Source organism: Bisbaumannia salifodinae, assembly GCF_055388505.1.
The window spans coordinates 3,755,700-3,780,734 of the sequence record NZ_AP043781.1 but is presented as its reverse complement, the minus strand read 5'-3'; the positions used below and the strand labels follow the sequence as shown (position 1 = coordinate 3,780,734).

21 protein-coding genes are annotated in these 25,035 nt (G+C 66.6%); 12 read left to right on the top strand and 9 right to left on the bottom strand.

The window, feature by feature from the left end; translation table 11 throughout:
- Nucleotides 1–22 precede the first annotated feature (22 nt).
- The 4 genes from iolE to ACZ5EF_RS17615 all read left to right on the top strand — a co-directional run bounded on the left by iolE (nt 23) and on the right by ACZ5EF_RS17615 (nt 4,811).
- Nucleotides 23–922, top strand: coding sequence for a myo-inosose-2 dehydratase (iolE, locus tag ACZ5EF_RS17630; protein WP_346061316.1), 900 nt, complete (start codon nt 23–25; stop codon nt 920–922).
- A 25-nt stretch (nt 923–947) separates the two neighbouring features.
- Nucleotides 948–2,450, top strand: a complete 1,503-nt coding sequence (locus tag ACZ5EF_RS17625) for a CoA-acylating methylmalonate-semialdehyde dehydrogenase (protein ID WP_346061317.1) — start codon at nt 948–950, stop codon at nt 2,448–2,450.
- A gap of 59 nt (nt 2,451–2,509) precedes the next feature.
- Nucleotides 2,510–2,890: a tautomerase family protein gene (locus tag ACZ5EF_RS17620; RefSeq protein ID WP_251307929.1), complete on the top strand. Its 381-nt coding sequence runs from the start codon at nt 2,510–2,512 to the stop codon at nt 2,888–2,890.
- 205 nt (nt 2,891–3,095) lie between these two features.
- The gene (locus ACZ5EF_RS17615) at nt 3,096–4,811 is read left to right on the top strand and encodes a purine-cytosine permease family protein (RefSeq protein WP_346061318.1); all 1,716 of its coding nucleotides are present in this window, start codon (nt 3,096–3,098) and stop codon (nt 4,809–4,811) included.
- 132 nt (nt 4,812–4,943) lie between these two features.
- Here ACZ5EF_RS17615 and ACZ5EF_RS17610 read toward each other — a convergent pair whose 3' ends face one another.
- A complete protein-coding gene (locus ACZ5EF_RS17610; RefSeq protein ID WP_346061319.1) occupies nt 4,944–5,546 on the bottom strand; it encodes an XRE family transcriptional regulator in 603 nt (200 codons plus the stop codon).
- A 43-nt stretch (nt 5,547–5,589) separates the two neighbouring features.
- Here ACZ5EF_RS17610 and ACZ5EF_RS17605 point away from each other — a divergent pair, with 43 nt between their 5' ends.
- From ACZ5EF_RS17605 to ACZ5EF_RS17580, 6 genes are all read left to right on the top strand, one after another.
- A complete protein-coding gene (locus tag ACZ5EF_RS17605; RefSeq protein WP_464122488.1) occupies nt 5,590–6,294 on the top strand; it encodes a B3/B4 domain-containing protein in 705 nt (234 codons plus the stop codon).
- Nucleotides 6,295–6,303: 9 nt separating this feature from the next.
- A complete protein-coding gene (locus ACZ5EF_RS17600; RefSeq protein WP_346061321.1) occupies nt 6,304–6,924 on the top strand; it encodes a LysE family translocator in 621 nt (206 codons plus the stop codon).
- Nucleotides 6,925–6,993: 69 nt separating this feature from the next.
- Nucleotides 6,994–7,887 (top strand): dihydrodipicolinate synthase family protein, encoded by an 894-nt coding sequence (locus ACZ5EF_RS17595; RefSeq protein ID WP_346061322.1) that lies wholly within the window; start codon nt 6,994–6,996, stop codon nt 7,885–7,887.
- A gap of 329 nt (nt 7,888–8,216) precedes the next feature.
- The gene (locus ACZ5EF_RS17590) at nt 8,217–9,152 is read left to right on the top strand and encodes a TIM barrel protein (protein ID WP_346061323.1); all 936 of its coding nucleotides are present in this window, start codon (nt 8,217–8,219) and stop codon (nt 9,150–9,152) included.
- Between the two features lie 16 nt (nt 9,153–9,168).
- Nucleotides 9,169–10,341, top strand: a complete 1,173-nt coding sequence (locus ACZ5EF_RS17585) for a Gfo/Idh/MocA family protein (RefSeq protein ID WP_346061324.1) — start codon at nt 9,169–9,171, stop codon at nt 10,339–10,341.
- A 109-nt stretch (nt 10,342–10,450) separates the two neighbouring features.
- A complete protein-coding gene (locus ACZ5EF_RS17580) occupies nt 10,451–11,296 on the top strand; it encodes an AraC family transcriptional regulator (RefSeq protein ID WP_346061325.1) in 846 nt (281 codons plus the stop codon).
- Nucleotides 11,297–11,374: 78 nt separating this feature from the next.
- Here ACZ5EF_RS17580 and nspC read toward each other — a convergent pair whose 3' ends face one another.
- The 8 genes from nspC to ACZ5EF_RS17540 all read right to left on the bottom strand — a co-directional run bounded on the left by nspC (nt 11,375) and on the right by ACZ5EF_RS17540 (nt 21,954).
- The gene (nspC, locus tag ACZ5EF_RS17575; RefSeq protein WP_346061326.1) at nt 11,375–12,541 is read right to left on the bottom strand and encodes a carboxynorspermidine decarboxylase; all 1,167 of its coding nucleotides are present in this window, start codon (nt 12,539–12,541) and stop codon (nt 11,375–11,377) included.
- A 3-nt stretch (nt 12,542–12,544) separates the two neighbouring features.
- Nucleotides 12,545–13,744, bottom strand: coding sequence for a saccharopine dehydrogenase family protein (locus ACZ5EF_RS17570; RefSeq protein ID WP_346061327.1), 1,200 nt, complete (start codon nt 13,742–13,744; stop codon nt 12,545–12,547).
- Between the two features lie 291 nt (nt 13,745–14,035).
- A complete protein-coding gene (aguA, locus tag ACZ5EF_RS17565; RefSeq protein WP_346061328.1) occupies nt 14,036–15,148 on the bottom strand; it encodes an agmatine deiminase in 1,113 nt (370 codons plus the stop codon).
- Between the two features lie 8 nt (nt 15,149–15,156).
- Nucleotides 15,157–16,503: a Na+/H+ antiporter NhaC family protein gene (locus ACZ5EF_RS17560; RefSeq protein WP_346061329.1), complete on the bottom strand. Its 1,347-nt coding sequence runs from the start codon at nt 16,501–16,503 to the stop codon at nt 15,157–15,159.
- Between the two features lie 67 nt (nt 16,504–16,570).
- On the bottom strand, nt 16,571–17,968 hold the full coding sequence (locus ACZ5EF_RS17555; protein WP_346061330.1) for an aminotransferase: 1,398 nt from the start codon (nt 17,966–17,968) through the stop codon (nt 16,571–16,573).
- A 224-nt stretch (nt 17,969–18,192) separates the two neighbouring features.
- Complete coding sequence (locus ACZ5EF_RS17550; RefSeq protein ID WP_346061331.1) at nt 18,193–19,623, bottom strand: amidase; 1,431 nt, start codon at nt 19,621–19,623, stop codon at nt 18,193–18,195.
- Nucleotides 19,620–20,858 carry an MFS transporter gene (locus ACZ5EF_RS17545; RefSeq protein WP_346061332.1) on the bottom strand — a complete coding sequence of 413 codons (1,239 nt, stop codon included), beginning with the start codon at nt 20,856–20,858 and terminating at the stop codon, nt 19,620–19,622. The genes ACZ5EF_RS17550 and ACZ5EF_RS17545 overlap by 4 nt, the downstream gene beginning before the upstream one ends.
- Before the next feature lie 127 nt (nt 20,859–20,985).
- Nucleotides 20,986–21,954, bottom strand: coding sequence for an AraC family transcriptional regulator (locus tag ACZ5EF_RS17540; RefSeq protein WP_346061333.1), 969 nt, complete (start codon nt 21,952–21,954; stop codon nt 20,986–20,988).
- Between the two features lie 198 nt (nt 21,955–22,152).
- On the opposite strand from ACZ5EF_RS17540, the gene ACZ5EF_RS17535 reads away from it, so the two are divergent.
- Together ACZ5EF_RS17535 and ACZ5EF_RS17530 are read left to right on the top strand one after the other, a co-directional pair.
- Nucleotides 22,153–23,400 carry a M20 family metallo-hydrolase gene (locus tag ACZ5EF_RS17535; RefSeq protein WP_346061334.1) on the top strand — a complete coding sequence of 416 codons (1,248 nt, stop codon included), beginning with the start codon at nt 22,153–22,155 and terminating at the stop codon, nt 23,398–23,400.
- The gene (locus tag ACZ5EF_RS17530; RefSeq protein WP_346061335.1) at nt 23,397–24,914 is read left to right on the top strand and encodes an aldehyde dehydrogenase; all 1,518 of its coding nucleotides are present in this window, start codon (nt 23,397–23,399) and stop codon (nt 24,912–24,914) included. The genes ACZ5EF_RS17535 and ACZ5EF_RS17530 overlap by 4 nt, the downstream gene beginning before the upstream one ends.
- Nucleotides 24,915–25,035: the final 121 nt, after the last annotated feature.

The window sequence follows — 25,035 nt, the reverse complement described above, 5'->3', positions numbered from 1 at the left end:
CGAGCGAATTCAGGAGTCCAATATGAGCGTAAGACTGGGCATCAACCCCCTGACCTGGACCAACGACGATATGCCGTCGCTGGGCGGCGATACCCCCCTGGAGACCTGTCTCTCCGAGGGCAAGCAGGCCGGCTTCTCCGGCTTCGAGCTGGGCCACAAGTTTCCCCGCGACCCCGAGGTGCTGGGCCCCATCCTCGATAACCACGGCCTGTCGCTGGTCTCCGGCTGGTACAGCAGCGAGCTGCTGACCCGCACCGCCGAGGAGGAGATCGAGGCGATCAAGCCCCACCTGCACCTGCTCAAGTCGCTGGGCGCCACCGCCATGGTGTTCTGCGAGGTGAGCCGCTGCGTCCACGGCCGCCGCGACGTGCCCCTCTCCCATAGCCCGACCCTGAGCGAAGAAGAGTGGCAGACCTTTATCCCGCGCCTCAACCGGGTGGCGGACTACTGCCAGGCCCAGGGCGTGACGATCGCCTATCACCACCACCTGGGCACCCTGATCGAGACCCCCGAGGAGATCGATCGGCTGATGGCGGAGACCACCCCGTCCGTTGGCCTGCTGCTCGACTCCGGTCACCTGGTGGGCGCCGGCGGCGACCCGGTGGCCGCCCAGAAACAGTACGCCGAGCGCATCAAACATGTGCATTGCAAGGACATCCGCAAGGAGGTGCTGGAGGACCTGCGCAATCGCGACCTCAGCTTCCTGGAAGGTGTGCTGGGCGGCATGTTCACCGTGCCGGGGGACGGCTTTATCGACTACGTCAGCCTCTTCAAGGGGCTGCGCGACAGCGACTACCAGGGCTGGCTGGTGGTGGAGGCCGAACAGGACCCCGCCGTGGCCCACCCGCTCACCTATGCCCGCCTGGGCCACGACAACCTGCAGCGCTTCTGCGACGAGGCCGGCCTCCGGGTCACCCAATAACCGAATAGCGAAAGGAGTTTCCCCCATGAGCATGCTGGGCAACTATATCCATGGCCGGGCCGAGGCCAGCCACAGCGGGCGCAGCGCCCCCGTCTACGACCCCGCCACCGGCGAGGAGTCCCTTCGAGTGGCGCTCTCCAGTGCCGACGAGACCCGCGAGGCGGTGAGTTCGGCCTCCGAGGCCTTCGCTACCTGGTCCAGGGTCTCGCCGCTCAAGCGCGCGCGAATCCTGTTCAAGTTCAAGGCCCTGGTCGAGGAGCACGCCGACGAGCTGGCGCGGCTGATCTCCCGCGAGCACGGCAAGGTGTTCTCCGACGCCAAGGGCGAGCTGACCCGTGGCCTGGAAGTCGTCGAGTTCGCCTGCGGCATCCCCCACCTGCAGAAGGGCGAGCACTCCCTGAACGTGGGCACCGGGGTGGACAGCTACTCGATGATGCAGCCCCTGGGGGTCTGCGCCGGCATCTCGCCGTTCAACTTCCCGGCCATGGTGCCGATGTGGATGTTCCCCGTGGCCCTGGCCTGCGGCAACACCTTCGTGATGAAGCCCTCCGAGAAGGACCCCTCCACGCCGATGCGCCTGGCCGAGCTGCTCAGCGAGGCGGGCCTGCCGGACGGCGTCTTCAACGTGGTCAACGGCGACAAGGAGAGCGTGGACGTGCTGCTCACCGACGAGCGGGTCCAGGCGGTGAGTTTCGTCGGCTCCACCCCCATCGCCGAGTACATCTACGCTACCGCCTCGGCGCACGGCAAGCGGGTCCAGGCCCTGGGCGGTGCCAAGAACCATATGGTGATCATGCCCGACGCCGACCTCGACCAGGCCGTCGGCGCGCTGATGGGCGCGGCCTACGGCTCCGCCGGCGAGCGCTGCATGGCCATCTCGGTGGCCGTGCCGGTGGGCGAGGAGACCGCCGAGCGGCTGCGCGAGAAGCTGGTGGCCGAGCTCGACAAGCTGCGCGTCGGCCCGGGCCTGGTGGATGGCCCCGATAACGACATGGGACCGCTGGTGACCCGCGAGCACCTGGAGAAGGTCCGCGGCTATATCCAGGCCGGCGTGGACGAGGGCGCTGAGTTGGTGGTGGACGGCCGCCAGGCACGCATCGAGGGGGCCGGCGACGGCTACTTCGTGGGCGGCAGCCTCTTCGATCACGTCAAGCCGGGGATGCGCATCCACCGCGAGGAGATCTTCGGCCCGGTGCTGGCCATCGCCCGTGCCGCCAGCTACGACGAGGCGGTGAAGATGATCAACGACCACGAGTACGGCAACGGCACCGCCATCTTCACTCGCGACGGCGACGCCGCCCGCCAGTTCTGCGAGCAGATCCAGGTGGGCATGGTCGGCGTCAACGTGCCGATCCCGGTGCCCATGGCCTTCCACAGCTTCGGCGGCTGGAAGCGCTCGCTGTTCGGTCCGCTGCATATGCACGGCCCCGACGGCGTGCGCTTCTACACCCGCATGAAGACCATCACCCAGCGCTGGCCCAGCGGCATCCGCGAGGAGACCAACCACTTCACCATGCCGACCCTGTGACCGGCTGACCCCAACCCGGCGCCGGAGCCCGCTCCGGCGCCCCAGCCAGGGAGCACGCCATGCCCCTCGTGACCCTTACCCTGCCGGATCATCGTCCGGTGCTGTGGCGCAAGAAGGTCGCCGACCTGGTCAACGCCGCGGTAATCGAGACCCTGGATTTCCCCGAGGATGATCGCTACCAGATCATCCAGCCCCTGCCGGTGGAGCAGATGGAGTTGCAGGCCCGGCATCGCGACGCCGTTATCCTGCAACTGACTATGCGCGCCGGTCGCCCGACCCACGCCAAGCAGGCCTTCTACCGCCGCATCACCGATGACCTGGCCCGCCAGGCCGATATCGACCCCGCCAACGTGATGATCGTGATCACCGAGAACCGGGACGCCGACTGGTGCTTCGGTCATGGCGAGGCGCAGTTTCTCCAGGCCCATCAGGCCAGCTGAGTTCCGGCACGCTCCCCCGAATCCGTTGGCGCCGAAGCGTCCGATGGCCACTTCGTCTGTACCCGGAGGGCACTGGCCTCGACTAAAGTCGGGGAGAGAATGGTTTGAATAATCCATTCGTGGAATCTATATTCTAGAACGTGTATTTCATCAGCCTCTTCGGCAGCGTCGGCCAGAGGGGCATCGACAATAACCGGAGACGCTTATGAGCACCCAGACCTCGACACTCGCCGCGCCGGGCGCCAGCGCCTCGACCGCGGATTCCGGCCAGGGAGGGGAATTCGAACACCAACGCATCCCCGCCAGCCGCCAACTCAGCGGCAAGTACTTCCTCGGCTCCTATGCCGGCGAGCATGTCGCCGGCACCGAATTCGTGATCGGCGCCTCCCTGGTGGCACTGGGCGTCAGCACCAGCGACCTGCTGTGGGGCCTGCTGATCGGCAACCTCTTCGCCGTGCTCTCCTGGGCCTGGGTGTGCAGTCCGGTGGCGACCCGCTCGCGCATGACCATCTACTGGTACCTGGAGCGCCTGGCCGGCAAGCGCTTCTCACTAGTCTACAACCTGCTCAACGGCCTGATCTTCGCCGTGGTCTCCGGGGCCATGATCACCGTCTCCGCCTCGGCCTTCCGGGTGGTGACCAGCATCCCGCCGCAGACCGCCTGGTATCCCCAGAGCCTCAGCTTCGTGGCCCTGGTGCTCTTCGTCGGTGCCATCACCGTATGGATGACCCTCAAGGGCTTCAAGCTGATCGCCAACTTCTCCACCGTCTGCTCGCCCTGGATGGCCACCATGTTCCTGGCCAGCGGCGTGGTCACCATCCCGGTGCTGCTGCATATGGGGCAACTGGACGGCATCACCAGCCTCGCCGGGGTGGTCGACACCTTCGTCTGGACCGGCGCCACCCCGGACGGCGCGCCGGGTATCTCGGTGTGGGTGATCGCCGCCTGGGCCTGGGGCGCCAACCTGCCCATGCACCTGGGCATGAGCGACATGTCGATCCTGCGCTTCGCCCGCAAGTCCTCCTACGGCTACTTCTCCGCCGCCGGCATGTATATCGGCCACTACATGGCCTGGGTCTGCGCCGGCATGATGGGGGCCACCGCGGCGCTGCTGGCCGGCTCCCAGCTCACCGAGATGGACCCGGGCGGCGTGGCCTTCCGGATCCTCGGCGCCATGGGGCTGATCGCCGTGGTGATCGCCGGCTGGACCACCTCCATTCCCAGCCTCTATCGCGCCGGCCTGGCCTTCCAGTCGGTCTTCCCGAAATATTCCCGGGTCCGGGTGACGGCGGTTACCGGGCTGGTGACCACCCTGATCGCCTGCTTCCCCTTCGTCTTCACCCAGTGGCTCAATGTGCTCTCCTACTTCATCATGCTGATCGCCCCGGTGGGGGCCATCATCGCCGCCGAGCACTTCCTGCTGCCGCGCCTGGGCATGCGTCCCCTGTGGCGCGAGCACCGGGGCCTCGCCGACAACCGTCCCGCCTTCCTGGCCTGGGGCGTCGGGATCCTGGCCGGTGTCCTGCTGCTGATGGAGGGCTCCCTGCACCTCTTCACCCTCTTTATCCCGGTGTGGCTGGTCAGCCTAGTGGCCTATCCGCTGCTGTGCCGGGCCCTGGGCGTCGAGCGCGACGCGAGCGGCGACGTCTATACCGAGGCCTACGGCCCCGTGCATCCCCCCGAGGTGCCCGGCGGTGAGGCCGAGGCGCACCATCCGGTACGCCTGCTCGACCCCTGGTACTTCACCGCCGTGGCCTGCCTATTGGTGATTCTGGGGGCGGCCGGCTGGGCCTGGTTCAATGGCGCCGATGCGGTGGCTCACCTGGACAGCTTCCAATGGCTGATCGTGGTGCCCACGGCGCTCTACTTCGCCTCCGCCACCCTGTGGATGAAGAACCGCCGCAAGCCGCGCACCGCCTGAGGCAAGGCGCGCTTCCACTCCCCTCGACGGGCCGGCCTCGCGCCGGCCCGTTTGTGTTATGGCATAGGGCTGAGCCCGGGATGGATTGCCCGGAAAGTTTGGGAATGACTGTGGTTCGGGCATTGTCGTCGACTATGGGTGGGGCTCGACAACGGTCATGGTGAATACGAGTGTGGATTCGCCATGATTGGCATATTGATGAGGAACGTCTGTCCTGGCGACGGCTGAAGAGCCCTCAGGAACGATCAGCTCCTTTTCGCCGACTGACAGTCTCAACTCTCCTTGCTCGACGTGAAACAGCTCATGTGTTCCAGTCGGGTGGCTGAGGGCCTTAAATACCTCCCCTGACTGCACCTCCCAACGCCACATCTCGATCATGTTGGGGCCGCTTGTCCCCGCGAGCAGACGGGCAGTGCCGCCCTTGGGGCCTGTCCACAGCACAGGAATGTCTCTGTCCTTGATCAGGTGTACCACTGGAGGGCTGGCGACATTCACGAGATCCGCGACCGATACGCTGAGTGCTGCCGCGATCTTGCATAGGGTGGCGATGCTGGGATTGGCTAGCCCCTTTTCCAACTCGACCAGCATTCCCTTGCTGATGCCCGCGCGTCGGGATAGCTCATCGAGGGAAAACTTCTGATCCTTTCTATACGCCTTGATCTTGGTAGCGACGGCCCGGCTGATCGACGGCGCGTCGGTGCCCTGTTCGGTCGATATATTGACTTTATTGGTCATTGGTCAGTATTTTGGTCTGAAATGGTCAGTATGGTATTTTCCAATGCATGTTGTTGTGCCGTCAATCGATTCAGGGGTCAGTCGCATCGCTCCGGGGTTCCGCGCGCTCAGTATCAGTGTGGAGGCAGCGAAGATCGTCGATACGGGTATCGCATCCGAGGCCCTTTCACGCGCCTGCCGGTCGCTAGCCGACAGGGATGTTGCCTGGGCCGAGGCCCACTCGTCGGCTTGGGCCGAAGTGTTCCGTGCCTTCGGCGCTAAACCGCAGCGCACCCCCTGCTCCTCTGACGCTCTGCGCAAACGGGTATGGCGTGACGGCGGCCTGCCAAGCATCGATCCCGTCGTTGACCTGTACAACGCCATCAGCATCGAGTATGCCGTGCCGGTCGGTGGTGAGAATGTGGCGGCTTATGTCGGAGAGCCCAGGCTAGTGATCGCCGAGGGAACGGAATCTTTCGACACTATGAAGGACGGCATGGTGGCCCATGAGTCTCCCAATAGGGGAGAGGTCGTGTGGCGGGATGACATTGGCGTGACTTGTCGACGCTGGAATTGGCGACAAGGCATAAGAACCCGTCTGAGTTCTGATGCACCCCGCATGTGGTTCATCCTGGAAAGCCTGCCCGCTATGCTGCTGGATGCGCTCCACGAGGCCGGTGAGCGTCTCGTTCAAGGACTGCACCATCTGATGCCGGAGGCCGTAATTGACACCCGGTTGATCGGTTTAGACCACGACAATACGCCTTAGGAGGAGGTCATGCTTCCCACAGCCAGCTTTCTGCTTGCAGCTACTCTGCTGGCTATTATTCCGGGCCCCGGTGTCGCTTATGTGGTGGCGCGCACTGTCGCTGGTGGCAGAGGAGAAGGCATAACCTCGACGTTAGGTTTGACTTTGGGCGGCTTGGTGCATGTCATTGCTGCCGCCCTGGGCCTGTCACTGTTGGTTGCCCAGTCGGCGATGGTTTTCGCTGTCGTGAAGTACCTTGGGGCGGCCTATTTGGTCTATCTCGGTATCAAAATCATCTTATCCAAGCCGGAGGCGGTGAGGACTCCTGTCGTCAGGCGGGCCGGCCCTGCTAAGGCACTGAGAGATGGGATCATTGTCGAGACGCTGAACGTGAAGACTGCCATGTTCTTTCTGGCGTTTATTCCCCAATTCGTATCGACTCAGCAGGCTATGGCTCCTCAGTTTATCTTGCTGGGGAGTATCTGCGTCCTGTTAAACAGTACGGTGGACCTGATTGCCGTCTTCTCCGCAAGCCGAATCGTCGGCTCCGGGGTTGCCAAGGCAGCTAGGGAGCACCTGCTGTCCCGGCTATCTGGAGTCACCCTAATGACCTTGGGAATACTAATGGCGATTACCAACCGCGAGGCCTGATCGGGGACGCATGTGGCGTTTTATCCTGGGTCCATCTACCCATCACTTTTCGCCAAAGAGAGTCGAACCATGTTTTCTGGATTGAGTGCCTTTCCATTGACCCCAATGCAGCATGGTGTGATCGATGAGACGGCCTTTATAGGGCTAATTCAGCGGCTGGCTGATGCCGGTGTGGATTCCATCGGTGCCCTGGGGTCGACAGGAAATTACGCTTACCTCACCCGAAAGGAAAGGGCAAGTATTGCACAGCTCTCGGTGAAGCATGCCGGTGAGACCCCAGTAATTATTGGTATCAGTGCATTGAGTATCCGCGAGGTACTGGCCCTGGCTGAAGATGCTCAGGAGGCCGGGGCGAGCGCTGTGTTACTGGCTCCGATGTCGTATCAAAAATTATCCGAGGATGAGGTCTTCGGATTGTATAAAGTCGTGACACGGGCACTGTCGGTGCCGCTGTGTGTTTACGATAACCCTGGCACCACCCATTTCGAATTCAGTGACGAGTTGCATGGGCGTATCGCTGAACTTCCCAGCATCGGCTCCATCAAGATTCCAGGCGTACCGGCAGCGCCTGATGTCGCCAAGGAGCGTGTCGAACGTTTGAGAGCTCTTATTCCGTCTCGTGTCACGATCGGGGTCAGCGGTGATCCCTTGGCCGCCGTTGGCTTGAATGCCGGGTGTGAGGCCTGGTATTCGGTGATTGGTGGTCTGTTTCCCCAAACCGCTTTGGCCATTACTCGTGCCATCCAGGCGGGTGACAGCCAGGAAGCCCTGCGCATTTCCGAGCGACTGGCTCCGCTATGGGGACTGTTTAGCCAGCATGGTGGCAGCCTACGTGTGGTAGCCACGGCAGCGGAACTCCAGGGCTTGGCCGCGTCTCCCAGCTTGCCGCTGCCACTCAGAGGGTTGGAGGGAGAAGACCGACAGGGACTTGCCAGGTTATTGGATGAGTTACAGCTGACCTGATGCGGTATGCGGCCTATGTTCGAAGGCTATCGCACGGTGGCTGGTCAGTCATGTCTGAACCGCCACCATACCTCCTGACGGGCCGGCCTAGCGCCGCCCTGTCGTCGTGGTCGCCAGGCCGGGACCAACGCTGATAGCAAGAAAGCGAAGTTACTGATGCCTCGTCACCGGAGTAAGTGCTCCGGATCACCCGTTCTCGGCGTATGGAGAGGATGGCGGCAGAGAAGAAATAACAAGAAAGTGAAAATCGGCGGATCGGCCGACTGCTGTAATGGGGGGCGAGCGGGCATCAGTCCCTCATCCCAAACCTTGCCCACGGAGTCCTCCGAATGCACCTACGAATCGCCAGCGCGCCCTGTTGCTGGGGCGTCGACGACGTCAACAACCCCCACCTGCCGCCCTGGGAGCGGGTCCTCGACGAGGCCGCCGAGGCGGGCTACCAGGGCCTGGAGCTGGGGCCTTACGGCTACCTGCCCCTGGAGGGCGAACGCCTCGCCCGGGCCCTGGAGGCGCGTGACCTGACGGTGGTCGCCGGAACCATCTTCGATGACCTGGTCGACCCGACCAACCTCGACAGCCTGATCCGCCAGACCCACGAGATCTGTGGCTTCCTCAGGCGGCTGCCGGAACTGCCCCGGGCGCCGGGCCAGCGCCACCCCGCCCCCTATCTGGTGCTGATCGATCATGTGCATGCCGAGCGCAGCCGCCATGCCGGTCACCCCGAGACGGCGCCGCGCCTCGCCGACGATCGCTGGGCCACGCTGATGGCGAACATCCGCGCCATCGCCGAGCTGGCCAGCCGCGAGTACGGCATCCGCGCGGTCGTCCATCCCCATGCCGGCGGCTATATCGAGTTCGCCGACGAGATCCGCCGCCTGCTGGCGGATATCCCCGACCACACCGCCGGCCTGTGCCTGGATACCGGCCATCTCCACTACTCCGGCATGGATCCGGTGACCTGGCTGCGCGACCAGGCCGCGCGCCTGGACTACCTGCATTTCAAGGACATCGCGCCGCGGGTCTTCGCCGAGGTCATGGCCGACCGGGTGGACTTCTTCGCGGCCTGCGCCCGCGGGGTGATGTGCCCCATCGGCCAGGGATGCATCGACTACGATGCCATCCGGCGCCTGCTCCAGGAGATCGACTACCAGGGCGATATCACCATCGAGCAGGAGCGCGACCCCCGCCATGCCGATGGCAGCCTCGCCGCGGTGACCGCCAGCCTCGACTACCTCAAGGACCGGGGCTTCCGGGCCAGCCTCTGATACGGGAGACAAGATCATGATCCAGGGTGACCTGAGAGTGACCGTGCCCATCCGCTGGGCGATGGTGGGCGGCGGCCGCGGCAGCCAGATCGGCTATAGCCATCGCTGCGCGGCGCTGCGCGACAACAGCTTCCAACTCCTCGCCGGGGCCTTCGATATTGACCCCGAGCGGGGCCGCGACTTCGGCGAGGCGCTGCGGGTGGCGCCGGAGCGCTGCTATCCCGACTACCGAACCCTGTTCGCCGAGGAGGCCAAACGACCGGACGGTATCCAGGCGGTCTCCATCGCCACCCCCAACGGTACCCACTTCGCCATCTGCAAGGCGGCGCTGGAGGCCGGCCTGCACGTGGTCTGCGAGAAGCCGCTGTGCTTCACCGTCGAGGAGGCCGAGACGCTGCGCGCCCTGGCCAGGGAGCGGCGCCGCCTCGTCGGCGTGACCTATGGGTACGCCGGACATCAGCTGATCCGCCAGGCCCGGGCGATGATCGCCGCCGGCGAGCTCGGCGAGATCCGCATGGTGCATATGCAGTTCGCCCATGGCTTCCATAGCGAGGCCGTGGAGCTGGCCAACCCCAGCACCCGCTGGCGAGTCGACCCGAAGCATGTCGGGCCCAGCTACGTGCTCGGCGACCTGGCGACCCATCCCTATTACATCGCCGAGACGCTGCTGCCGGATCGGCGCATCAAGCGACTGCTCTGTTCGCGGCAGAGCTTCGTGGAAAGCCGCGCGCCCCTGGAGGACAACGCCTATGTGCTGATGGAGTACGAGGGCGGCGTCATGGGGCACCTGTGGGCCTCGGCGGTCAATGCCGGCTCAATGCACGGCCAGAAGGTGCGGGTGATCGGCTCGAAGGCCAGCCTGGAATGGTGGGACGAGCACCCCAACCAGCTGCGCTACGAGGTGCAGGGCGAGCCGGTCCGGATCCTGGAGCGGGGCATGGATTACCTCTCTCCCGAGGCCAGGGAGGACGACCGTATCGGCGCCGGCCACCCCGAGGGGCTCTTCGAGGCCTGGGCCAACCTCTACGGCCGCTTCGCCCTGGCCATGGAGGCGCTGGACCGCGACGATACCGCGGCCGTCGAGGCCCTGGGCATACCCGGCATCGAGGCCGGCGTCGAAGGGGTGCGCTGGGTGGAGCACTGCGTGCGTTCCGCTGAGGCCGGGGCCGTCTGGGTCGACTACCGCTGATCGCGGGAAGCGGTCCGCGGTTATTCCATGAACCCAGGCGGGCGGTGGGCTGGCGCCCGCCACCGGGGCCGGGCGAAGATGGGTGGCGTGACGGCGAGGAGACGAATCGGTGATTCAGCGCTTTATGATTCCCGGCGCCCGCGGCTCGTCGGTGGTGGAGCGGCCCGCGGAGCTGCTCTATATGTGCCTGGCCGAGGGCAGCCAGAGCGAGATGCCCCGGGCCATGCATCGCCACGACGACCGCGCCGAGATCGTCTTTATCCGCGAGGGGGAGGGTACCCATATCATCGGCGGGCGCGAGTACCGCACCCGCCGCGGCGATGTGCTGATCTACAACAGCGGGGTCCTCCACGACGAGTCGGCCCGGGCGGAGGTGGGCATCGGCGCCTACTGCTGTGGCTTCCGCCACCTCAAGCTCAAGGGGCTGCCGGTCAATCACCTGGTGCCCGACCAGGGCCGGCCGGTGCTGGCCAGCGGCGAACACCACGCGGCCGTCGAGGGCCTGATGCGGCTGCTCTATGAGCGGGTGGGGCAGGGCGAGGCCGAGGTGTGCCATCACCTGCTGCAGGCGCTGATCCAACTGGTGGGACGCCTGCTGGAGCGGCCCGAGCCGCGCCTCGAGGTCCCCGGCTACGACCTCGGCCAGGAGGTGCGCCGCTACCTCGACGAACACTATGCCGAGGCGCTCGACCTGGCCGGCCTGGCCGCGCGCTTCAAGGTCAGCCCCTATCACCTGGCCCACCGCTTCAAGGCCGCGGTGGGCTGCGCGCCCATCCACTACCTGATTCGCCGCCGGATCGGCGAGGCCCAGTCCCTGCTGATCCATACCCGCCTCGACGTCGCCGCGGTCGCCGAGCGGGTCGGCTACCGCCACGCCAGTTACTTTACCACCGCCTTCAGGCGGGTCGTCGGGGTGACGCCCGGCGATTATCGGCGGCGCTACTTGAACGACTGAGATAGGAGCTATTGGTGGGAAGCCATAAAAAAACGCCACGACCGAGGTCGTGGCGTTTCGTTTGGAGAGCGCGAGGCTTCAGCTAAGCCGCTGTCGATAGTCCATATACCCGAAGGTCTTGACCGTGCGCACCTCGCGGCTCGCCTCGTCGATGCGGCAGATCGACGGCAGGCGGATGCCGTTGAAGGTGGTGGTCTTGACCATGGTGTAGTGGGCCATGTCGGTGAACACCAGGCGGTCGCCGATCTGAAGCGGCTCGTCGAAGCTGTAGTCGCCGACCACGTCGCCGGCCAGGCAGGTCGTGCCGCCCAGGCGATAGGTATACGCCTTCTCGCCGGGTTCGCCGCCGCCGATGATCTCGGGGCGGTAGGGCATCTCCAGCACATCGGGCATATGCGCGGTGGCGGAGGTGTCGAGGATGGCGATGGGGCCGTCATTGTCGACGATATCCAGCACGCTACACACCAGATAGCCGGTGTTCAGCGCGATGGCCTCGCCGGGCTCCAGGTAGACCGTCAGGTGCGGATGACGCGCCTTGAAGCCGCGGACCACCCGTACCAGCCGCTCCACGTCGTAGTCGGCGCGGGTGATATGGTGGCCGCCGCCCAGGTTCATCCACTTCATGCCGGCGAGGTAGTGGCCGAAGCGCTCCTCGAAGGCCGCCAGGGTCTCTTCCAGGGCATCGCTGTTTTGCTCGCACAGGGTATGGAAGTGCAGCCCCTCGAGGCCGTTCAGATCCTCGGGGGTGAGATCCTGAGCCCGGGTGCCGAGTCGCGAGCCCGGCGCGCAGGGGTCGTAGAGTGGCACCGCGCCGGTGGAGTGCTCCGGGTTGACCCTCAGGCCGCAGGAGACCCGGCGGGGCGCCGCCGCGACGGTGTCACGGAAGCGCCGCCACTGGCCCGGCGAGTTGAAGCTGAGGTGGTCCGCGTAACGCAGCACCACGTCCATCTCCGCCGCGGTGAAGGCCGGCGAGTAGCAGTGCACCTCGCCGCCGAAGGTCTCCGCCCCCAGGCGCGCCTCGTCCTGGCCGCTGGACGTGGTGCCCACCAAGTATTCGCGGATCATGGGGAAGCAGTCCCACATGGCGAAGCCCTTCAGTGCCAGCAGGATGCGCGCGCCGCTGCGCTCCTGGACCTCGGCGAGGCGCTCCAGGTTGCGGCGCAGCAGGGCGTCGTCCACCACATAGGCCGGGGAGGGGCAGGCCCGGACGTTAAAGTCCAGGCCCTGCTCGCGTGCATTCGCCATGGCTCAGGCCAGGGGGTCGTGGTCGGGGTCGAGCTCGACCACCTGCCAGGGCAGGCCCATCTCGCCGATGCGCGCCATAAAGGGGTCGGGGTCGAGCTGCTCGACGTTGAACACGCCCGCGCCCTTCCAGATGCCTTCCAGCATCAGCATGGCGCCGGTCACCGCCGGCACGCCGGTGGTGTAGGAGATGGCCTGGGACTGGACCTCGGCGTAGCACTGCTCGTGGTCGCAGATGTTGTAGATATGCACCTTGCGACGCTTACCGTCCTTGATGCCGTCGGCGATGATGCCGATGTTGGTCTTGCCCTTGGTGCGCGGGCCCAGCGAGGCTGGGTCGGGCAGCACCGCCTTGAGGAACTCCAGCGGGGCGATCTCGGCATCGCCAACCTTGATCGGCTCGATGCTGGTCATGCCGACGTTTTCGAGCACCTTGAGGTGGGTGATGTACTTGTCGGAGAAGGTCATCCAGAAGCGGATGCGCTCCAGACCCTTGATGTTCTGGCACAGGGATTCCATCTCCTCGTGATAGAGGAGGTAGATGTCCTTCTCGCCGATGCCGTCGAAGTCGAACTTGCGCTTCACCGCCAGCGGGTCGGTCTCCTTCCACTCGCCCTTCTCCCAGTAGCGACCCTTCGCGGTGATCTCGCGAATATTGATCTCCGGGTTGAAGTTGGTGGCGAAGGGGTAGCCGTGATCGCCGCCGTTGGCATCCAGGATGTCGATGCGGTGGATCTCGTCGAAGAGGTTCTTCTGGGCGTAGGCGCAGTAGATATTGGTCATGCCCGGGTCGAAGCCGCAGCCCAGGGTGGCCATGTTGCCGGCGTCCTGGTAGCGGTCCTGGAAGGCCCACTGCTCCTTGTACTCGAACTTGGCCTCGTCCGGATGCTCGTAGTTGGCGGTGTCCAGGTAGGGCACGCCGGTACGCAGACAGGCCTCCATGATGGTCAGGTCCTGATAGGGCAGGGCCACGTGGATCAGCACGTCCGGTTGGAACGACTCGATCAGGGCGACCAGCGCCTCGACGTTATCGGCATCCACCTGGGCGGTCTGGATCGGGCGATCCAGCTGGTCGGCGATCGCCTTGCACTTCGCCTCGTTGCGGCTGGCCAGCATGATCTCGCTGAAGACCTCGGGATGCTGGGCACACTTGTGGGTAACGACACCGCCGACGCCTCCGGCGCCGATAATCAAGACTTTGCTCATGGGTTCGAATCCAGATCGGGAAATGTCAACAGTGGTAGGGTCTTATCGGTAGTGGGCCGCCACAGCGCACCCCGACCCGATGCCACCCCGGTCATGGCCTCGCCCGGCTCCGTCGTCATGGTGGGCCGGCGAGAGGGCGCAGATAATGGCCCCCCATGAGGCTGGTCGCAAGTAGTTTTCGCGTCAAGGGGCAACAAAAGGCTTGCGCGGCGTCACCAAGCCGTATAACGACGCCGCCGAGGCCCTGTGTCAGGGCCTCGGCGGTGGGGTGGGTAGTGCCCCTCGGCGACTTCAGGGCTTGGGCTGCTGTTGGGTAATGCAGTGGATATTGCCGCCGCCCAGCAGGATCTCCCGGGCCGGCACGCCGACCACTCGCTTGTCGGGGAAGAGCCCCTGGAGGATGGCCTTGGCCTCCTCGTCATGAGCGGGGTCGAGGAAGGGCATCACCACCACCGAGTTGCCGATATAGAAGTTGACGTAGGAGCCGGCCATGCGGTCACCGGGCTGGCGCGGGTGGGAGCTGTTGAGGCGATCCAGGCCGCTGGCCTCGTCCTCGGCGATATACAGCGGGCCGGGCTGGGGCAGCTTGTGCACGGTCAGCGGCCGGCCCTTGGCGTCGGTGGCGCTCTCCAGCACCGCCAGGGCCTCCCGGGAGATGGCGGCCTGGGGGTCCGACTCGTCATCGCACCAGGTCAGGGCCACCTGGCCCGGGGCGACGAAGCAGCAGAGGTTGTCCACATGGCCGTCGGTCTCGTCCAGGTGGCAGCCCCGGGGCAGCCAGATCACCTTGTCGATGCCCAGAGTGTCGCGGAGCACCGTCTCCATCGCCTCGCGGCCCATCTCGGGGTTGCGGTTGGCGTTGAGCAGGCACTCCTCGGTGGTGATCAGGGTGCCCTCGCCGTCCACATGGATGGCCCCGCCCTCCAGCACCACCGGCGCCTCGAAGCGCGGGATGCCGAGCATCTCGGCGATCTTGGTGCGGATGCGCTTGTCCTTGTCCCAGGGGAAGTAGAGGCCCCCCTTGAGGCCGCCCCAGGCGTTGAATACCCAGTCCACCATGGCCAGGCGGCCGTCCGGGTGGGTCAGGAAGGTGGGGCCCATGTCGCGCATCCAGGCGTCGTTGCTGGAGAGCTCCACCACGCGGATATGCGCGGGCAGCTGGTTGCGGGCGTTCTCGTACTGCTCGTCGTTGACGCCGACGAACACCGTCTCGCTCTCGGCGATGGCGCAGGCCACCTCGGCGAAGGCCTGCTGGGCCGGCTTGGCGCCATAGCGCCAGGTGTCGGGGCGCTGGGGCCAGAGCATCCAGCAGGCGTCGTGGGGGGCGAACTCGGCGGGCATGGCGAAGCCCTGGGCCCGGGGCGTGGCCTCGGCGGTGGCTTGATCGAGGATTGGCTGGTTCATGGCGATTCTCACAGGTGGCCGACCATCAGGAAGATACCGGCGGCGATGGCGGCGGCGATCAACACATAGGGCAACTGGGTCAGGGCGTGGGCCATGGGCGTGCAGCCGCTGCCCTGGGCGGAGAGCACCGTGGAGTCGCCATAGAAGCAGGCGTGGCTGCCGAAGGCGCTGGCCGAGATCAGGGCGCCGATCACCAGCGGCATATGGCTGTCCATGCTCGCCGCCAGCGGCAGCACGATGGGCATGGCCACGGCGAAGATGCCCCAGAAGGAGCCGGTGGCGAAGGCCAGGAAGGCCATGGTAACGAAGACCACCGCCGGCAGCAGGCTCGGGGTCATCAGCGGCTGCACCGTGGCGATCACATAGTCGGTGAGCCCCAGCACGTCGTTGACCTCCTTGAGGGTGAAGCCGGCCACCAGGGTGCCCAGCGGCATGATCATCGCCTTGAAGCCATCGAGGGCGGTGTCGAAGGTGTCGTGGAAGCTCAGCAGCCGCTGGGCGCCGATCAGCACCAGGGTCACCGCCAGCGCCACGATGACGCCGCGCAGGATGTCGATCTCGAAGTACCAGGTGAAGAAGATCAGGGTGGCGATGGGTAACAGGAAGTTAAGCAGGTGCGGGCGTTTCTTGCCGGTGTCCTCCACCTCCAGGGCGTTGTCGTCGACGCCTGCCGGCATCAACTGGCCGGCGGCGGCGCGGGCCTCGGCGGCCTTCATCGGGCCGAGGTTGGGAATCCAGCCCATGGCCACCAGGGGCACCACGGCGGCGGCCACCCAGGCGTAGAACATATAGGGAATGGACTCGATATACAGGCCCATGCCGTTACCGGCCACGTTGTTCTCCTCCAGCAGGCCGGCGAAGAACACCGCCCAGGTGGAGAAGGGCACCAGGATGCAGATCGGCGCCGCGGTGGAGTCGACGATATAGGCGAGCTTCTCCCGGGAGACCTGGAAGCGGTCGGTGACCTTCTTCATGGAGGCGCTGATGGTCAGCGCATTGAGGTAGTCGTCGACGAAGATCACCAGCCCCAGCACCCAGGTGGCCAGTAGGCTCTGGCGGCGGCTATGGATGCGCTTGGTGATGGCGTCGCCGAAGCTGAGCACGCCGCCGGTCTTGACCAGCAGGGCGATCAGGCTGCCGAACAGGCCGCATACCAGGATGATCCAGGTGACGGTGTCGTTGCCCAGCACGGTGAGCAGGATATCCGAGCCCTGAGTGACCACGCTGGTGGGGTCGATCATCAGCAGCCCCACCAGGGCCCCGGCCATCAGCGACTCGATGGTGCGGCGGGTGATAATGGCCATGCCCAGCACCACCAGGGTGGGGAGCAGGCTCCAGGCGCCAAAACTTTCCATACAACACTCTCTATTTATCGTTGTGGTCTTGTGAGGGTGGGGGCCGGTCGCCCGGCCCCCGAGCGGGTCAGATAAAGCCGTCGGCCTTGAGTGATGCCGTGGTGGCGGCGAAGGCCTCGTCGAGGATGGCCACCACCCGATCCACGGTGTCGCGGTCCCAGATCAGGGGCGGCGAGATGATATTGAGGTGACCCACCGGACGGATGATCAGGCCACGCTTCTGGGCCTCGGCGGCGACCCGGTCGCCGACCCGCGCCTCCACCGGCAGCAGCTCCTTGGTGGCCTTGTCGGCGACGTTCTCGATGGCCAGCATAAAGTGGCTGCCGCGCACGTCGCCCACCGTCTCGTGATCCGCCAGGGTCTTGAGCTTCTGCTCCAGGTAGGGGCCCACCTCGCGGACATTCTCGCAGATCGCCTCGCGCTCCAGGATCTCGATGTTCTTCAGCGCCGCCGCGCAGCTGACCGGATGGCCGGAGTAGGTGAAACCGGTGCTCAGCACGCCGCCCTTGCCCTGGGGGGTGCCCAGCACCTCGAAGAGCTCGTCGGAGATCAGGGTGGCGCCGAGGGGCGCATAGCCCGAGGAGAGGCCCTTGGCGCAGTTGATGATATCCGGCTGGGTGTCGAAGACCGCCTCGGAGGCGAAGAAGTGGCCCAGGCGACCGAAGCCGGTGACCACCTCGTCGGCGATAAACAGGATGTCGTTGGCGCGGCACACCGCCTGGATGCGGGCGTGGTAGCCCTGGGGGGCCATCAGCACGCCGCCGGCGCCCATGATCGGCTCGGCGATAAAGGCGGCGATATTGTCGGCGCCGATGCTCTCGATGCTCTCCTCGAGCTCCTTGACCAAGTGATCGCAGTAGTCCGCCTCGCTCATGCCCGCCGGGCGACGGTAGCAGTTGGCCTCGCTGAGGTGGGTCACCAGGTGGTCGAGGGTATCGAACTCCCAGTTGTTGCTGGCGATGCCGGTCAGGCTGGCGGCGAGGTAGGTGGTGCCGTGGTAGGCGTTGTTGCGCGACAGGATGCGCTTCTTGTTGGGCTTGCCCAGGCGGTTGAAGTAGTAGTGCACCAGGCGGATGGTGGCGTCGTTGGCCGCCGAGCCGCCGCAGCTGTAGAACACATGGTTGAGATGGGCCGGGGCCAGCTCGGCGAGCTTGGCGGCCAGCTCCGCCGCCGGGGCGTTGGAGAGGTTGTTGAAGGTGGAGAAGTAGGCCATGCGGGTGGCCTGGTCGGCCATGGCCTGGCCGATCTCGGCGCGGCCGTGGCCCACGTTGACGCACCACAGGCCGGCGATGCCGTCGATGAAACGGTTACCGTGGACGTCTTCCACGTAGATGCCGTCGCTCTCGGTGATCAGGTCGCAGCCCTTCTCATGGAAGAGGCTGTAGTCGGTGAAGGGGTGGATGAAATGATCCTTGTCCTTCTGCCACAGCGCCTGGGCATCGTAGGTCCGGGTCTCGGTGCTCATGGTCTCGCCCTCGCAGGTGATGTCGTCGTTGTTGAGATGAGTCGTTGAGATGAGTCGTTGAGGTCAGGAGCAGACTAGCGAGGGGTGGGGCGCCGGGAATATATCCCGATTGGGGTATATCGGTGTGGCCTGCCCGGCCGCCGCCGAGACACGCCTTCGGCCCCTGCGCCCATGGGCGCAGGGGCCGGTACCGGTGAGGGGGCGCCATGGTCGGCGCCCTGGGGTTACGTCAGGTTCGGCCGCCGGCCGGCGGCGAAGGGCGTCGGCAGCACGCCGTCCAGGTCGCCGGCGATGCGGAAGGCGGTGGCGTCATCGTAGGACGGCGCCACGATCTGCATGCCGATGGGCACGCCGTTGGCGCCGACCCCCACCGGCACCGAGAGTGCCGGGAAGCGGTTGAGGATATTGAAGGGGTAGGTCAGGGCGAGGCCGGTCAGGCCGCCGATCATCTGCTTGTCGACCGCTATGGTGTCGCAGGTATGGTTATAGTCGGCGGGAATTCGCGTGGTCGCCAGTGTCGGGCAGATCAGGGCATCGAAACCGGCCTGGAAGACCTTGTCCTGCAACTCGCGGAGCATCGCATCGGCGATCCGCCAGCCGGCCTTCTCGTCCTCGAAACTCACCCCGGCCTGTCCCTCGACAATCTCGCGGACATAGGGAGTGAGCTTGTCCATTGGGATCTCCTCGCCCAATTGCTCACGGAAGACGCTGCCGGCCTGGAACATCAGGTGCTGCATGATCACTCGGCCGGCCTCGCTGGGCCAGTCGAGGTCTATGACCTCCACTTCGGCGCCCAGGTCGCGCAGCGCCTCGGCGGCGCCCTCCAGGGCCTGGCGTACCTCCGGGTCTACGGTGAAGTAGCCCAGGTCGGGGCACAGGGCGAGGCGCAGGCCGGCGACGGGGGCCTGCCGTTCGGGAATCGTGTAGGCGGGCAGCGAGCAGAGGTCGTAGGGGTGGGGGCCGGCGATCACGTTCTGCATCAGGATCATGTCGCCGACCGAGCGCGCTAGGCCGCCGCTTTGGGCGAAGGGCTCGCGGTTCCAGGGGTAGACCTCCGGGACCCGGCCCCAGGGGGCCTTGAAGCCGACGGTGCCGGTAAGGGAGGCGGGGATGCGGATCGAGCCCCCGATATCGCTGCCGCTGGCCAGGGTGGTGGTGCCGGCGGCCAGGGCCGCCGCCGCGCCACCGGAGGAGCCGCCGGGGGTGCAGTCGGGATTCCAGGGGTTGCGGGTCACGCCCCACAGCTTCGACCAGGTGGCCAGCGACATGGAGAATTCCGGGGTGGTGGTGCGGGCATGGATGATGGCGCCGGCGTCCCGCAGTCGCTGCGGCAGGGGGTCGGTGTAGTCCGCCACATAGCCTTCCAGCAGCAGAGAGCCGTTGGTGGTGGGGTAGCCCTCGATCATCGGCTCATCCTTGACCGCCACCGGGATCCCCTCCAGGGGGCGGGCGGTGCCGTTACGCCAGGCGCGCTCGGCCCGACGAGCCTGCTCGCGGGCCTCCTCGAAATAAGTGAAGGAAAAGGCGTTGATGCGCGGCTCCAGGGCCTCGGCGCGCGTGATCATGGCGTCCAGCAGTTCCACGGGGGAGAGGCTGCCGCGACGGAAGCGATTCAGGCACTCCCGGGCACTCAGGTAGCAAAGGTCCAGGCTCATGGGGTGATCTCCTTGGTGGGGGTGGGGGAGGCATCGGTGCGTCGGGTCACGGGCAGGGCGGTGGCCAGGCAGGCGGCGAAGCAGCCGAGGATCAGCAACAGGCCCAGGGCGATACCGCCGTTGGCGATGGTCATGCCCACCAGCCAGGGCCCCAGGGCCACACTGAACATGATTACGAAAGAGCCGATGGCGGTGAGTTCGCCGTAGCGATCCAGTTGTGCCAGGGCGCCCTGGAGGTAAGGCAGGGTGAAGGCCCAGCAGATGCTCAGCACCATGACCGCGGTGGCGTAGGGCAGTAGGCCCCGCTCCAGCAGGAGGGCGGCGGTGGCGGCCAGCGACAGCAGCAGCCCTCCGGCGAGGGGGAGGGTGCGCCCCCGGCGCTCGCCGAGCCACATCACCGCCAGGGCGCCGACGCCACCGATGCCGCCGGCGATCACGGTGACGCCATGAATCTGCGCCTCGGGCAGCGCCAGCGCCTGTCCGAAGCTCTGCAGGAAGGCCCAAGCGCCGGCATTGGCGATCTCGAACAGGGCGATGGCCAGCAGCAGGCCCCATAGCCGCCAGTCCCGCCAGATCGACGCCGTGCCGCGGCGGGCGCTGCCCAGGGGGGCGGAGGCGTCGGGGGCCGTGCGCCCCATGGCGGGGATGCACAGCAGGGCCAGCAGGGCACAGCCGGCGAAGGTCAGGTAGAGGGCGGACAGGCCGAAGCGGGCCACCGGGGCCTCGAGCAGGAAGAGCAGCAGGCCCGCGCCGAGGAACTGCAGCAATAGCAGCATGGCGAAGCCGCGCTCCGGGGAGCGGCGCCGGGCGGCCCAGGCGTAGGCGGCCCCGGCCAGCAGGCCGCCGCCGAGCCCGGAGGCCAGGCGCACCAGCGTCAGGGGTTCCAGGGCGGTGATCCCCAGGGAGGCCAGCTCACAGGCCAGGATCAGGCCGGCCCCAACCGCCGCTAGGGCCTTGAGGCCGGTGCGGCGCAGTAGCGCCGCCACGCCGAGCATACCGAGTGCGGTGCCGAAGAGGTTGGCCGAGACCACCAGGCCGGCCTGGGCCTCCGTATGCCCCAGTTCCACCACCAGGCTGGTGATCATCAGGGGCAGCACCGCCAGCACCACCAGGCCGCCGAAGCCGGCCAGGGAGACCAGGAAGGTGGCGGGGTAGCCGTCGGGATCGAGGCGCCGGGTAGGCGAGACTCGGGAGGCCGGCTCGGAGCCGGCCGGAGAGTGGGGATCGGGAGTCATGGGCGAGCCCTTGTTGTGATTATGGATGGGAGCATCCATACGCTATCAGGGCGGGGAGGGGCGATGTTTTGCGGCGAGCCGGGAAACTATTGCGACGAGCCGGATCTGCGTCGTGGCGAGGCCGCGCTCAGGGGGCGAGCCGCTGGCGCTTACGATAGTCCCTCGGGGTCAGGCCGAATTCGCGCTTGAAGGCGGTGGTGAAGTTGGCCGGATGCTCGTAGCCCAGGGCCTCGGCGACCCGGGCGATGGCGAGGCGATCGTCGCCCAGCAACCGCTCAGCCTCGCGCAGGCGCGCCTGGTGCAGGCAGTCGGAGAGCGACTGGCCGTGGTACTCCCGGAAGCGTTGCTTCAGCTTGCTCTCGCTCATGCCGATGTCGCGACTCAGCTCGGCGAGGCGCGGCGGCTGGGCCAGGTCGGCGAGCAGCCGGCGCCGCGCCGCCTCCAGGGCCTGGCGATCCCGCGGGGCGATCCGCGGGGCCGGGGAGGCCAGCGTGGGGGAGGAAAGCAGCAGGCAGAGGAACTCGCTGCTCTTGGCCTGCAGGTAGAGCGGCAAGCGGCGTTGATCCACCGGCGGTGAAACTAGCTCCTTCAGGCAGCGGCGCAGCGTGGCGTCCAGGGCCAGGCAGCGATTGCCGTCGACCCCCGGGGCGAAGCTGGCGATATCGTCGGCGCTGAGCCCGAAGGGGGGCTGGCGCAGGCGCTCGGGGTCGAGGATCAGCAGCGCCATCAGGTAGCGGCCCGGCTCGAGGCAGCGATCCTGGAAGGCGGTGCCCTGGCGACGATGGCTGCACAGCAGGCGATCGCCGCCCAGCTCGAAGGCCTCCCCCTCCGGGGCTTCCAGGGTGGTCGCCCCCTCCAGCATGGCGGCCAGGGTTAGGTGGCCGCCGGGGAGCCAGGCCGGCAGGCAGCCCGAGGCCTGCTCCAGGTCGAGGGTGCGCAGCCAGAGCCCGGGGGCCAGGCGATAGCAGGCCTCCCAGCCGCGCCCCGTGGGCTGATCCCAGCGCAGCCGGAAGGCGTCATGGTGCGCGCTCAGGGCGAACCAGTCGGTGCTGCTGCGGCAATCGTACTGCAGGGAGGCGGCCGGCATGGTGCTCATTATTCTGACGCCCTTGATGGTTGGCTGAATAATGCCGACGAGGCAGTGGAAGTCTCGACCCAATTTAACGGTAGAACCCTCTCGGGGTCACCCATATATCCCGATAGGGGTATATCGGCACGGCCCGAGGCCCGCCTAAGGTGTAGCCATTCCGTAGCGAGCAACAAGCACCATTCACAAGAACGGGGGAGGCACCTTATGACGGTTTCCATCGATGGCCAGCGGCTCTGGTCGAGCCTGATGGCCATGGCCGAGATCGGCCCCACCGCGAACGGCGGCAGCTGCCGCCTGGCGCTCAGCGAGGAGGACGCCGCCGGGCGGCGCCTGCTGATCGAGTGGTGCGAGGCGATCGGCTGTACCCTGCGGGTCGACCGGGTCGGCAACCTCTTTATCCGCCGCCCCGGCAAGCGCGACGATCTCGACCCGGTGGCCACCGGCAGCCACCTCGATACCCAGCCCAAGGGCGGGCGCTTCGATGGCATCCTCGGGGTGCTGGCGGGGCTCGAGGTGTTCCGTACCCTGCATGATCAGGGCATCGTCACCGAGCGGCCCCTGGAACTGGTGGTGTGGACCAACGAGGAGGGCAGCCGTTTCGCCCCGGCCATGGTCGCCTCCGGCGCCTTCGCCGGCGAGTTCAGTGAGGAATACACCCTGGCGCGGACGGATCGTGACGGCGTGACCCTGGGCCAGGCCCTGGCAGCCAGCGGCTTCGCCGGCGAGATGCCGGTGGGTGAGCCACGCCTGGCCAGCTTCTTCGAGCTGCATATCGAGCAGGGCCCGGTGCTGGAGGAGGAGAAGGAGGCCATCGGCGTGGTCACCGGCGTCCAGGGCATGCGCTGGTTCGACGTCACCCTGCGTGGCCAGCCGGCCCATGCCGGCCCCACCCCCATGACCTACCGCCGCGACGCCCTGGCCGCCGCGGCGCGCCTGATCGACCGCCTCCAGGCCCATGCCCTGGCGGATATCAGCGGCGGCACCAAGGTCACCTTCGGCTGCCTGGAGATCGATAGCCCGTCGCGCAACGTGATTCCCGGCGAGGTGCGCCTGACCGTCGACCTGCGCCACGTGGTGGAAGCCGAGCTGGACGCCCTGGAGGCACGCTTCGACCGGGAACTGGCCGCCCTCACCGAGGCCTTCGGCGTCGAGACCGCGAGCGAGCGTATCTGGGCCTCGCCGGTGGTGAACTTCGATGCCGGCTGCATCGACGCCGTGGAGCGGGCCGCCCGGGCCCAGGGCGTGCCCTACCGGCGCATGATGAGCGGCGCCGGCCACGACGCCGTCTATGTCTCCCGGGTCGCCCCCACCTCGATGATCTTTATTCCCTGCCGCGACGGCATCAGCCATAACGAGGCGGAGTACGCCACCCCGGAGCACTGCGCCCTGGGCGCCCAGGTGCTCCTGGATGCCATGCTGGAACGCGCCAATACCCTGGAGGCGAGCCAATGAGTGCCATCGAATCCGTTCAGTCGCCCACCACCCAGGCCGACTGGCAGGCCCTGGCCGATCGCCTGATCCCGAGCCTGGAGACCCGCGCTTTTATCGACGACGCCTTCGTCGATGCCATCGACGGCGCGACCCTGGCCACCCTCAACCCGGCCAGCGGCGAGACCCTGGCGCATATCGCCAGCTGTGACGCCGCCGATGCCGAGCGGGCCGTGGCCGTGGCCCGGGCCGCCTATGCCCGGGGCGACTGGTCGCGGCTGTCCCCGGCCGAGCGCAAGCGGGTGCTGCTGCGGCTCGCCGAGCTGATGGAGGCCCACAAGCACGAGCTGGCGCTGCTCGACACCCTGGACATGGGCAAGCCGGTCTCCAGCTCCCTGGGCGATATCGCCGGGGCCATCGGCTGCCTGCGCTATACCGCCGAGGGCATCGACAAGGTCTATGGCGAGGTGGCGCCCACCGGCGACGACAGCCTGGGCCTGGTGCTGCGCGAGCCGCTGGGGGTGGTGGCCTCCATCGTGCCGTGGAACTTCCCGCTGATGATGACCGCCTGGAAGATCGCCCCGGCGCTGGCCGCCGGCAACTGCGTGATCTTGAAGCCCTCGGAGAAGTCGCCGCTGTCGGCGCTACGCCTGGCGCAGTTGGCCAAGGAGGCGGGCCTGCCGCGGGGCGTCTTCCAGGTGCTGCCGGGTTATGGCCACACCGTGGGCAAGGCCCTGGCGCTGTCCATGGAGGTCGACTGCCTGGCCTTCACCGGCTCCACCCAGGTGGGCAAGCAACTGATGCAGTATGCCGGCCAGTCCAACCTCAAGCGGGTCTACCTGGAGTGCGGCGGCAAGTCGCCCAACCTGGTCTTCGCCGACTGCAAGAACCTGGACCGGGTGGCCCAGCACGCCGCCGCGGCGATCTTTCATAACCAGGGCGAGGTATGCATCGCCGGCTCGCGCCTGCTGGTGGAGAACGCGATCCGCGAGGCCTTCGTCGACAAGGTGGTCGAGGCCGCCAAGGCCATGCAGCCCGGCGACCCCCTCGATCCCGCGAGCTTTATGGGGGCCATGGTCGACGAGACCCAGTATCGCCGGGTGCTCGACTATATCGCCAAGGGCCGCGAGGAGGGCGCCCGGCTGCGCGCCGGCGGCACGGCCCTCGAGGGAGCCGGCTACTTTATTCCGCCCACCGTCTTCGACGGGGTGACGCCGGCCATGACCATCGGCCGCGAGGAGATCTTCGGCCCGGTGCTCTCGGTGTTCGGCTTCGATAGCGAGGACGAGGCCGTGGCGATGGCCAACGACAGCGACTACGGCCTGGCCGCGGGGCTGTGGAGCCAGGATATCGACCGCGTCATGCGCGTGTCGCGCAAGCTCCATTCCGGGCAGGTGTTCGTCAACAACTGGGCCGGCCCGGACATGACGGTGCCCTTCGGCGGCGTCAAGCAGTCCGGCAACGGCCGCGACAAGTCCCTGCACTCCCTGGAGGAGTACACCGAACTCAAGACCGTATGGATGGCGCTAACGCCCTGATCGACGTCCTTATGGGTCTTACTGTGCGCTGATGAGGGTGTCTGCCCTCGTTGTCTTGCCGGCTCCAATGCCTCCGGAGCCGGCTTTTTTATATTCCGGTCGCCATCCCCGTGGTTAGTCA

Excerpts from the sequence above, each read along its gene's own strand:
- iolE (WP_346061316.1), top strand. The coding sequence starts at position 23 with ATGAGCGTAAGACTGGGCATCAACCCCCTGACCTGGACCAACGACGAT.
- ACZ5EF_RS17625 (WP_346061317.1), top strand. The coding sequence starts at position 948 with ATGAGCATGCTGGGCAACTATATCCATGGCCGGGCCGAGGCCAGCCAC.
- ACZ5EF_RS17620 (WP_251307929.1), top strand. The coding sequence starts at position 2,510 with ATGCCCCTCGTGACCCTTACCCTGCCGGATCATCGTCCGGTGCTGTGG.
- ACZ5EF_RS17615 (WP_346061318.1), top strand. The coding sequence starts at position 3,096 with ATGAGCACCCAGACCTCGACACTCGCCGCGCCGGGCGCCAGCGCCTCG.
- ACZ5EF_RS17610 (WP_346061319.1), bottom strand. The coding sequence starts at position 5,546 with ATGACCAATAAAGTCAATATATCGACCGAACAGGGCACCGACGCGCCG.
- ACZ5EF_RS17605 (WP_464122488.1), top strand. The coding sequence starts at position 5,590 with ATGCATGTTGTTGTGCCGTCAATCGATTCAGGGGTCAGTCGCATCGCT.
- ACZ5EF_RS17600 (WP_346061321.1), top strand. The coding sequence starts at position 6,304 with ATGCTTCCCACAGCCAGCTTTCTGCTTGCAGCTACTCTGCTGGCTATT.
- ACZ5EF_RS17595 (WP_346061322.1), top strand. The coding sequence starts at position 6,994 with ATGTTTTCTGGATTGAGTGCCTTTCCATTGACCCCAATGCAGCATGGT.
- ACZ5EF_RS17590 (WP_346061323.1), top strand. The coding sequence starts at position 8,217 with ATGCACCTACGAATCGCCAGCGCGCCCTGTTGCTGGGGCGTCGACGAC.
- ACZ5EF_RS17585 (WP_346061324.1), top strand. The coding sequence starts at position 9,169 with ATGATCCAGGGTGACCTGAGAGTGACCGTGCCCATCCGCTGGGCGATG.
- nspC (WP_346061326.1), bottom strand. The coding sequence starts at position 12,541 with ATGGCGAATGCACGCGAGCAGGGCCTGGACTTTAACGTCCGGGCCTGC.
- ACZ5EF_RS17570 (WP_346061327.1), bottom strand. The coding sequence starts at position 13,744 with ATGAGCAAAGTCTTGATTATCGGCGCCGGAGGCGTCGGCGGTGTCGTT.
- aguA (WP_346061328.1), bottom strand. The coding sequence starts at position 15,148 with ATGAACCAGCCAATCCTCGATCAAGCCACCGCCGAGGCCACGCCCCGG.
- ACZ5EF_RS17560 (WP_346061329.1), bottom strand. The coding sequence starts at position 16,503 with ATGGAAAGTTTTGGCGCCTGGAGCCTGCTCCCCACCCTGGTGGTGCTG.
- ACZ5EF_RS17555 (WP_346061330.1), bottom strand. The coding sequence starts at position 17,968 with ATGAGCACCGAGACCCGGACCTACGATGCCCAGGCGCTGTGGCAGAAG.
- ACZ5EF_RS17550 (WP_346061331.1), bottom strand. The coding sequence starts at position 19,623 with ATGAGCCTGGACCTTTGCTACCTGAGTGCCCGGGAGTGCCTGAATCGC.
- ACZ5EF_RS17545 (WP_346061332.1), bottom strand. The coding sequence starts at position 20,858 with ATGACTCCCGATCCCCACTCTCCGGCCGGCTCCGAGCCGGCCTCCCGA.
- ACZ5EF_RS17540 (WP_346061333.1), bottom strand. The coding sequence starts at position 21,954 with ATGAGCACCATGCCGGCCGCCTCCCTGCAGTACGATTGCCGCAGCAGC.
- ACZ5EF_RS17535 (WP_346061334.1), top strand. The coding sequence starts at position 22,153 with ATGACGGTTTCCATCGATGGCCAGCGGCTCTGGTCGAGCCTGATGGCC.
- ACZ5EF_RS17530 (WP_346061335.1), top strand. The coding sequence starts at position 23,397 with ATGAGTGCCATCGAATCCGTTCAGTCGCCCACCACCCAGGCCGACTGG.